Source organism: Propionivibrio pelophilus DSM 12018 (assembly GCF_059569095.1).
The window spans coordinates 116,013-125,152 of the sequence record NZ_JCANUT010000006.1; the positions used below are offsets into that span (position 1 = coordinate 116,013).

Annotated in this window: 9 protein-coding genes; 4 read left to right on the top strand and 5 right to left on the bottom strand. The window is 57.2% G+C overall.

The annotated features are described in order from the left end of the window. Positions 1–19: 19 nt before the first annotated feature. From BO74_RS05235 to BO74_RS05255, 5 genes are read right to left on the bottom strand one after another with little or no spacing between them, the layout of a single operon-like run. Positions 20–1,039 carry an NAD-dependent epimerase/dehydratase family protein gene (locus tag BO74_RS05235; protein ID WP_496440578.1) on the bottom strand — a complete coding sequence of 340 codons (1,020 nt, stop codon included), beginning with the start codon at positions 1,037–1,039 and terminating at the stop codon, positions 20–22. A 9-nt stretch (positions 1,040–1,048) separates the two neighbouring features. Continuing rightward, positions 1,049–1,942, bottom strand: coding sequence for an NAD(P)-dependent oxidoreductase (locus tag BO74_RS05240; protein ID WP_496440579.1), 894 nt, complete (start codon positions 1,940–1,942; stop codon positions 1,049–1,051). 52 nt (positions 1,943–1,994) lie between these two features. Beyond that, positions 1,995–3,311, bottom strand: a complete 1,317-nt coding sequence (locus tag BO74_RS05245) for a TRAP transporter large permease (RefSeq protein ID WP_496440581.1) — start codon at positions 3,309–3,311, stop codon at positions 1,995–1,997. Between the two features lie 57 nt (positions 3,312–3,368). After that, entirely contained in the window at positions 3,369–3,893 is a 525-nt protein-coding gene (locus tag BO74_RS05250; RefSeq protein WP_496440583.1) for a TRAP transporter small permease, read from the bottom strand. A gap of 59 nt (positions 3,894–3,952) precedes the next feature. Further along, a complete protein-coding gene (locus BO74_RS05255; RefSeq protein WP_496440586.1) occupies positions 3,953–4,960 on the bottom strand; it encodes a TRAP transporter substrate-binding protein in 1,008 nt (335 codons plus the stop codon). 380 nt (positions 4,961–5,340) lie between these two features. On the opposite strand from BO74_RS05255, the gene BO74_RS05260 reads away from it, so the two are divergent. The 4 genes from BO74_RS05260 to BO74_RS05275 all read left to right on the top strand — a co-directional run. Continuing rightward, positions 5,341–6,363: a TRAP transporter substrate-binding protein gene (locus tag BO74_RS05260; protein WP_496440587.1), complete on the top strand. Its 1,023-nt coding sequence runs from the start codon at positions 5,341–5,343 to the stop codon at positions 6,361–6,363. 3 nt (positions 6,364–6,366) lie between these two features. Beyond that, a complete protein-coding gene (locus BO74_RS05265) occupies positions 6,367–7,050 on the top strand; it encodes a response regulator (RefSeq protein ID WP_496440588.1) in 684 nt (227 codons plus the stop codon). Positions 7,051–7,119: 69 nt separating this feature from the next. Continuing rightward, entirely contained in the window at positions 7,120–8,628 is a 1,509-nt protein-coding gene (locus BO74_RS05270) for a sensor histidine kinase (protein ID WP_496440591.1), read from the top strand. A 260-nt stretch (positions 8,629–8,888) separates the two neighbouring features. Continuing rightward, positions 8,889–9,140, top strand: a 252-nt coding sequence (locus BO74_RS05275; RefSeq protein WP_496440589.1) for a transposase, incomplete at its 3' end; no start/stop codon positions are given.

Consider the following 9,140-nt stretch of genomic DNA (forward strand, 5'->3'; position numbering starts at 1 on the left):
TTCGGCTCCCGGCACATTGCTATTTCACGTAAAGGTTGGCCAGCCGCCCGGCAAACTCGCGGTGGATGTCCACCAACCGGTCTTCGAGGGCGTCCTTCTCGGGATCGACTTCGTGCGCCTCGGCTTCGTACCAGGCGAGGATCGACTTCAACCCGTCATGCAGCGAGATGGTCGCCCTGAAATCCGGGATGACGCTCCGGAGTTTCGTGTTGTCGAACAAGCCGGCGTACGTCTTTTCAAAGTACAGGTGCGAGCACAGATTGGGCGCCGCCTTGCGCAGCAGTTCGGAGGGCAGATGGATGATTTCGGGCGTGATGCCGACAAGCCGGCCGAACTCGAGGTACAGGTCCTCCCAGACGTTGCGCTCCTCGCTGGTCACGTGGAAATCCTCGCCGAAGCTTTTCGGGTTTCCCGCCAGGCCGACATACGCCTTCGCCAGGTCGGGGACAAAGGTAAAGCTCCAGGAGGTGGAACCGTCGCCGAACATCACCAGCGGTTTGCCGCGGCGGATGCGGTCGACAATCCCGTAGTTTTGCCGAAGTACGCCGATGTTGGCGGCCCCCGGGCCGTAGGTCAGCGACGGACGAACGATGGTGATCGGCAGTTGCTCCCGCTGAACGGCGTCCCGCAGCACCGGCTCCATCTCGGCTTTGTCGAAGGCGTAGGAAAACACCGGGTCGTCCCACAGCACCTCCTTGGCCTCCACCGTGGGAACGCTTTGATACGGCCGCTTGTAGGCGGCGACACTGGAGGTCACGATGATCTGGCCGGCGTTTCCGCCGAAGGCCCGGATCGTCGAACGTGCGTCGTCGGCGTTGAAGCAGATCATGTCGATGACCACGTCGTAACGCGTCTGGCGCATGGCCGCCTCGAATTCCGCGCGCTTGCGGCGGTCGCCGACCAGTTGGCGTACCGCGCCACTTGACGGCAGGCTCCTGCTGCCCCGGTTGAAGACCGTCACTGCGTGCCTGGCCGCAAGCAACTGCCGGACGATCTCGCGGCTGATCACCCCGGTTCCGCCCAGTAAAAGAATGTTCATTGCGTTTCCCTATTGAGGTTTCCGGATCACGTGGTTGTCCCACGCTTCGTAGAGCTTGACCACGCTGCTGAGATCCTCGTCGCCCCACCCTCGCGCAAGCGCCTGGCCAAGGACGGCCTTGACCGCAGCAAACACCGGCGTCGCCACGCCCAGTTCACCGGTCAACGTCGAAACCAGCCCGAGATCCTTGTTCATCATGGCCAGCGAGAAGGCGGGAGAAAAATCCCGGTCCAGAATCTTCGGCAACTTGGCCTCGGAGACGGCGCTTTTCGCGCCCCCTTGGCCAACGATCTCGATGAACAGTTCGGGGTCGATGCCGCCCTTGCTGGCGATGGAAACGGCTTCGACAAAGGAGAGAAGGTTGATCGCATACATGGTGTTGTTGGCCAGCTTGGCGTATGAACCGGTGCCGCTCTCCCCCAGGTAATACGCGGCCTTGCCCATGGTCAGCAGGATCGGCTTGCACAGTTCGAAGGCCTCCTTCCTGCCGCCAACCATGAAGGCCAGCTTGGCGTCCCGGGCCTGCGGGGCGCTGCCGGTCACCGGGCAGTCCAGCATGTCGATGCCCAGTTCTGCGACCGCGGCAGCCAGGCGCCGGCTGGTCGAAGGCAGGATCGTTGTGCTGTTGAGAATGACCAGTCCGGGCCGCCCCCCCTTGACCAGGCCGTGTTCGCCCATCACGACCTCGTCGACGTCCTGGTCCGCCTTGACCATGACCACCACGACGTCGGCGCACGCGGCAACCTCGGCCGGCGTCGCGCACGCCACGGCCCCGCGTTCCACCAGCTCCTTCGCCCTGGCGGGATTCCGGTTATGCACGCAAAGCGTGTAACCGGCCTTCAACAGATTGTCGGCCATCGAGAAGCCCATGATTCCCAGCCCGACAAAACCTATCTTTTTCATTGATTGTTACTCCGTGTATCGGCTGGCTAGCCAGCCGTTTGGACAAACCTGCCTACATCGGTGTCGCCGGGACCAGCTTCGGTACCAGCAGACGCGGGAGCCAGAGCGCCACGTCCGGCAGGAAGGCAATCAGCAGAATCACGCTGAACAGCAGCCCGAACATGGGAAGCAGCGGTTTGACCGCGTCTTCCAGCTTGCACTTTCCGATCGCGCAACTGATCAGGGTACACAGGCCGTATGGCGGGGTCAGCAAGCCGAGCGCCATGGTGGAGCACACCACCAGACCGATATGCAAGGGGTTGAAGTGGCATATTTCCGCCAGTTTCTGCGTGATCGGCAGCAGGATGATGATCGCCGGCACGCCGTCCATGAACGTCCCGATCACCAGATAGGCGAGGATGATGAACAGCATGATGATATGCGGGTTGGTGGTGACCGAAATGACCGCTTCGCCAACAAAATCGGGAACGTTATAGTACGCGAGCAGGTACCCGTAGGCTCCGGCCGTCGCCAGGCAGAACAGCGGGATCGCCGCGCCCATCGCCGTCTGTTTCAGCATGTGCGGCAGGTCGCCCAGCTTGACTGTCTTGTAGAGGAACATGGTGATCGCCAGGGTGTAGATCACCGTGACCAGCGATGCCTCGGTCGGGGTAAACAGCCCGCCGACCATGCCCCCGATCAGGAGAATCGGGACGCCGATTGGCCAGATGCCCTTTTTCAACGATGCGACGATTTCTGCCTTCGAGGCCATCTTTTCCATCTCGCGCGGATAGTCGTACTTCGTCGACCAGATGAACGCGATCAGAATCAGGCTGGCTCCGAACAGCACGCCCGGCAGGATTCCGCCGATGAACATCGCGCTGACGGAGACGTTGCCGAACGAACCGTAAATGATCATGAAGATGCTCGGCGGGATGATGATGCCGATCACCGACGAACAGGCCACCAGCGCGACGGAAAAGGCCTTGCCGTAGCCGCGCTTGATGAGGTTGGGGATGAATACCGAGCCGATGGCGGCGGCTTCGGCGGCCGAGCTTCCCGTGGTGCCGGCAAAGACCATCGCGACGATGACCGTGAAGTACGCCAGCGCCCCGCGCACCCAACCGATCAGGCTCATGCACAGGCGGATCAGATATTCGGATACCTGGCCTTTGTTCATCAGGTCGCCAGCCAGGAAAAAGATCGGGATGGCGAGTACCGGGAATGAATCAACGCCCTTGAGAATCTGCTGGATGGCCAGCACCGGCGTAACGTCACTGGCCAGCGCCATTGAAAGGAATGTCGACATGAACAATGAGAAGGCCAGCGGCACTCCCATCAGCATCAGCACCAGAAAACTGCCGAACAGCCAGAATAGAAATAATTCCACAACACGTCCCCCACAAGTTTTTTTACCGGGCCACTCCGCGCCGGATTTGCGCGTCCCTTAATGGACCTCGTCACCGTCCGCCGAATGGGCGTGCGGATCCCTGCTGAAATCGCCGTAGATCATGTTCTGGAAGGAAAAGACGATCATGAGGAAGCCGCTGACCGGAACAATTCCGAACACCCAGGCCATCGGGGTCAAAAAAGTCGGCGAGACCCGATTCAGGCCATACATGCGCGTAAACTCGATGCCGTAATACACGAGAAAGATCGCGCAGATCATGATGACTCCGTTGATGACGAAGCGCTGGTAAAGATCACGCGTCCGGCCATGCAGTTTGTCGGAGACCAGGGTCATGCCGAAATGCACGGAATTTTTCACGCCCAGCGACGCGCCGATCATCACCAGATAGATGAAGGTGTAGCGCGCGATTTCTTCTGTCCACGTCGCCGGCACCTTGAGGACAAAACGCGTGAAAACCTGCCAGAACAGCGACAGCATCATCGCGGTCACCAGAAAGATCATCAGTTTTTCCAGCAGCTTGGCGAGCCTGTTGATCGCTGCATTTACAAGACTTGAGGACAAAGCACTACCTCCCGGTAAGAGCCGGGAGCGGCAACTCTGCCGCTCCCTTGTCGGCAGACTCAGAATTTCTTGCCCAGCTCACGAATCATCGCCAGCTCTTTTTCCATGCCGATCCGCTTGGCATTTGCGTCGAGCACCGGTTGCATCAGCGCGATGGCCTTTTCCTTGTCCTCCTTGGACATTTCGAAGACCTGGACGCCGTTCTTCTTCAGTGTTTCCTCGCTCTCCTTGTCCATCCGGATCGCCATCTTGACCTGCTCCTTGGCGGTGTCCCTGCCGGCCTGGATGACTGTTTCGCGCAGGTCGGCCGGCACCTTGGCCACGGCCTTGGCACTCATGAAGAACGGCAGTGCCAGATAGCTGTGCTCGGTACGCAGGACGAACTTGCAGCTTTCCCAGAACTTCATGCCGAGGAGCGAAGTCATCGTGTTTTCCGCGCCGTCAACCACACCGACCTGCAGAGCCGAGTACAACTCGGTGTACGCCAGCGGCGTGGGGTTGGTGCCAAAAGCCTTCCATGCCGCCAGTTCGTTCGGTCCGGTCATCGTCCGCAACTTGTAGCCCTGGAGATCGTCCAGCGCCTTGACCGGTTTGTTGGTGAACACATTTCGAGCACCGTCGGTGAACAGCCCGAGGTAGATGTCTCCCCGGCGCTCTTTGACTTTCTTGGCGATGGTGGCGTCGACTTCACTGTTCTGGACCGCATCCAGGTGCTCCCAGCTCTTGAAGGTATACGGGGGACTGTACAGGTCCATTTCCGGGACAAAATTCGCGTACTTCGCCGCCGCCGCCATCATCACGTCGACGGTTCCCATTTGCATTCCTTCGGCCATTTGCTCCTCGTCACCGAGAACGGCATCGCTGTAAAGTTGCACCCGCACGCGCCCCTTGGTCCGCTCTTCCACCATGCGCTTGTAGATCTCGAGACCTCGATAGTGGCCGCTGTTCTTCGGATTGTTGGTCACGGCTTTCAGCGTCACTTCTGCCTTTTCCTGGGCCATGACTGGCGCGCCGATCGCAAATACGCCCGCAAGCATTCCAAGTGCTAAAACCCTTTTGAATCTCATGTCTACCCTCCTGATTATCGTTTAACAACCTCGCATGCCAAGCCTTATCCGACATTGGCAGTCACGATCCGTACGCATGTTCTTCAAAGCGTTCCGATCGCGTTGCGGGAGGTATCTAACAACTATTTTTTGTCGCTCGGAAGGTGGAAATTTCATCCACCCTTGGGGCGGATGTTTACTCCACCGGAAGGGTGGATAAGCGCTCCGCCCAACGGGTGGAGAAAACTTCCACCTGGAAAACGCTCGGTAAACTCGCTATAAGCTTCCCAAAGCCAGTGGCAGTCGCCCGGAAGGCACCCGTTACCTGAAGATTAGTCCGGAAACGGCGTTTCCGGCGGCTGTTCCACTAGCGCGCAACCGGTAGTTAACCTGTCGTCATCATGAAACTTATTTTCCCTGCGTTATTTTCCGCCGTGGTACTGGCCTTCGCCGTTTCGGGACTGTCCCGGGTATCAAAAGAAAAAGCGCTGCCTGAACCCCTTGTGTTGAACGCGGTGACGAACAACCCGAAGATCAGCGGCATGTACCAGGGCATCGTGCTCTTCAAGAAACTGGTGGAAGATCGGAGCGATGGGCGGATCAGGGTCGAGATACTCGTCGATGCGGTCCTCGGAGATGAAGAGCAACTGGCGGTAGGGATGCAAGAGGGGATCGTTGACTTCACCGTGCACTCTTCGGCCAAGTACGCCAATTTCGTTCCCGAGATGGATATCTACAGCGCCCCCTACACCTTCAGGAACTGGGGCCACATGAAGGCCGTGATCGGCAGTGAAGTCAACGACAAGCTGGTCAAAACGGTAATGGAAAGGCGGGGCGACCATTTTGTCGGCGTCTACACCGAGGGGCTGCGCAATGTCTTCACTCGCAAGGAGATCCGGCGCCTCGATGATTTGCGCGGACTCAAGATCCGGGCCATGACTGGCCCGAGCGAGCTGGATGCCTGGCGTGCGCTGGGCGCCGATCCTGCACCGACCGCGTATCCGGCCCTGTTTTCAGCGCTTGAATCAGGCCAGGTCGACGGTGCTGAAAACACCATGACCTCGATACTCGGCATGCGGTTTTTCGAAAGTTCAAAATATGTGCTGAGAACTGCCCACAACTACATGGCGATGCCGGTTATTCTCAGCGGCAGGTTTCTCAAGAAGCTGCCTGAGGAACTCCGCGGCATCGTGATCCAGGCCGCCAGGGATTCGGCCAGGTTGCAACTGGACTGGGCAATCGAGTATGACCGGAGGAACGAGAATATTCTCAAGGAGCTCCATGGCGTCAAAGTCACCGAATTCAACCAGGCCGACCAATTGCGTGCCCTGGAAATCTGCAGGAACCTCCAGATCGAGAATGCGCGACGCATTCACATGGAAAGGGAACAGCAACTGATTGCCATGTTGGCAGAAAAGTATTGAGCCATGATCCGAGTCCTGATTGTTGACGACATGGAGACCTTTCGCGAGAGATTTCGCGAGGTTCTTTCGAGCGACCCCGCCATCGAGGTGGTCGGAACGGCTTCGTCCGGGGAAGACGCCGTGGCTATCGCCTTCAAGCAACGCCCCGACGTGATCCTCATGGACGTGATCATGGAAAACGATCGCGCCGGGATCACCGCTGCCACGCAGATCTGTGCCGCGCTCAGTTCCGTGAAGATCATCATGTCCACAGTACTCGAGGACGACGAGACCGTTTTCAACGCCTTCCAGATCGGTGCTGTCGATTATCTGCTCAAGAATGCACAACCAGAGGAAATTCTCTCGGCGGTCAAACTGGCGTACATCGACCAGTCGACACCGTCACCACTGATCGCCAAGAAGCTGCGCAAGGAATTTGTCAACCTGCGCGGCAACCAGGAATCGATCAAGCTGATCCTGCACATCGTCCGGGTATTGACCCAGGTCGAACTGGACATCCTCCTCCTGCTCTGCGACGGAAGGAGCCGGAACGAGATTTCGCACATTCGCTGCATCGAGCTTTCGACGGTCAAAACGCATATCGGAAACATCCTCAAGAAACTTGAAATGAAGACTTCCAGCGACATTGTGAAAATCCTTAAAAACTCGCAATCGATCGACCTGTTGAGACAATCCATCCGCTTCTGACCCCTCCCCCGAAAGGCGGCTTTTCATGAGTCAAGGGAAAACCGTTCCAAATCACGGAGAAACGCCGTGATGATCTATCTGGCGATCATCCTGATCGCGTTTTCCATCTTCATCCTGTACAAGGAAAAGGGCGATACCAGAATCTTCCTGTTCCTGCTGACCGCCGGCTGGATCATCTCGGTGTTCTGCTTCATCGCCTACATCCAGTACCTCGACCAGCGAGAGCTCTATCAGAACCTGTTCGCCAAGAAGGTGCTGATCACCAAACTGCTGCCCACCTTCCCCATCGGGCTGTTCGGCACCGCCGACAAGATCATTACGGCGATGAACTTCGGCATTGTCATCTTCATCTATTCGGCGCTTTGCTTTCCGCTCTCCTTTCTCAAGCCGTTGCGCAAGAACATGGCTCTCTACGTCGTTCTGGCCATCCCGCAGTTTCTGCAGTTCTTCATCTATTCGCCCTGGGCCTACGAATACGTCTACCGGGCGGTGTTTGTCTCACCCTACCAGGACATCATCAGCTTCGCTGATTTCTACAGCATCGACGAGAACATCCATATGGTGACCAGCGTGGTGAATCACGCCTACATCGCCTTCGGCTGCATGATGATGATCTACAACTATTTCGGGACGCCGAAAATAAAGTACTTCCGCAGCTATTACTTTCTCATCGCCTCCGGATACACGTCGATCATTCTCATGTTCATCACGTTTCTGTGGTGGTCGCCGAAACGACTGATCTCCCTGACGACCGCTGAGAACTCCATGCACTTCTTTCCCGTATCGATTCTCGTCGAGGGGAACATCATCGAGTACTACCCCCATATCATGCTGGTGTCCTTCATCACGCTGCTTCTCGCCTTATACCGCTTTAACCATCTCTATTTTTCCCTGCATAACGTTCGCACAAACATCTTCCGTTCGTTCGACATCACCAATTCCGGGATCAGGTTCTACAACCACATGATCAAGAACTTCGCCATGGCCGTCCTGGTGGATGCGGAATCGCTCAAGTGCAAGATCGAGGACGCGCCGTCGGCCATCGCCCACGCCGACCGCATCATCCACAACTCAAAGGAACTGCTGACCACGCTGAACGGTATCCAGTCCAAGTTCGCCGTGACCTCGCTCAACCTGTCCGCATCGAACATCAAGGAGATCATGGAGCGTTCACTGGATCAATTGAAGCAGGAAGAAATCACGGTACGCTATTCCGCCGACGACTCCCCCCTCATGGTCCTGCTCGATCCGCAACACATGAAGGAGGTGTTCACCAACATCCTGAACAACTCCATCCAGGCAATGGAGAACGATCCACGCATCCTCACCGTTGAAATACACAAGAACAAGAGTTGGGCCGACATTTCGATATCCGACAACGGCCGCGGCATCGAAAAACAGAACCTCGACAAGATCTTCATGCCGTTCTACAGCACCGGCAACAGACAGGAAAACTGGGGGCTCGGACTGAGCTATTGCTACCGCGTCATCATGGCTCACCAGGGGCGGATATTCGTCGACTCGGAGCCTGGCAAGGGCACCACGATCAAGATACTGTTGCCGCTCGACAAAGAGTGATTCATCCGATAGTGATTGGAAACAACAAACCCCAAGCCCAGCGACTTCGCAGGATTGAAAGGAATTCTCGTCTTTGGCGTCCAGTGGAGCGATGCCACCGGTCACGCCACGCTATGGAATGGAAGCCTCGCTCGCAAATACGCAACGCGCAAATAAGCAATACCCAACGATTAAGGAAAGGCCGAATAAGTACCAAGAACAGTGAACGATTCTTTTGTCATGGAGTCTGACTGTAGAAGCTGATCACTGGGACTGAAGCGATGAAGCAAATGACGCTGGCGGCGAGTAGAGGATTCGAGAAGCACGGTCGGGCGACGCGCAAGGCGGAGTTTCTGGCACGCATGGAAGGACTGATACCGTGGGCCGAATTCTGCGCGTTGATCGAACCGCATTACCCGAAGGCGGGCAACGGTCGGCCGCCGGTGGGAGTTGAGCGAATGTTGCGCATGTACTGCATCGCCAACTGGTTCAATCTGAGCGACGTCGCTTGTGAGGATGCCCTGTACGATGTT

Bases quoted from the DNA above. Each gene is read 5' to 3' on its own strand.
- BO74_RS05255 (WP_496440586.1), bottom strand. From the start codon at position 4,960: ATGAGATTCAAAAGGGTTTTAGCACTTGGAATGCTTGCGGGCGTATTT.
- BO74_RS05235 (WP_496440578.1), bottom strand. From the start codon at position 1,039: ATGAACATTCTTTTACTGGGCGGAACCGGGGTGATCAGCCGCGAGATC.
- BO74_RS05265 (WP_496440588.1), top strand. From the start codon at position 6,367: ATGATCCGAGTCCTGATTGTTGACGACATGGAGACCTTTCGCGAGAGA.
- BO74_RS05270 (WP_496440591.1), top strand. From the start codon at position 7,120: ATGATCTATCTGGCGATCATCCTGATCGCGTTTTCCATCTTCATCCTG.
- BO74_RS05260 (WP_496440587.1), top strand. From the start codon at position 5,341: ATGAAACTTATTTTCCCTGCGTTATTTTCCGCCGTGGTACTGGCCTTC.
- BO74_RS05240 (WP_496440579.1), bottom strand. From the start codon at position 1,942: ATGAAAAAGATAGGTTTTGTCGGGCTGGGAATCATGGGCTTCTCGATG.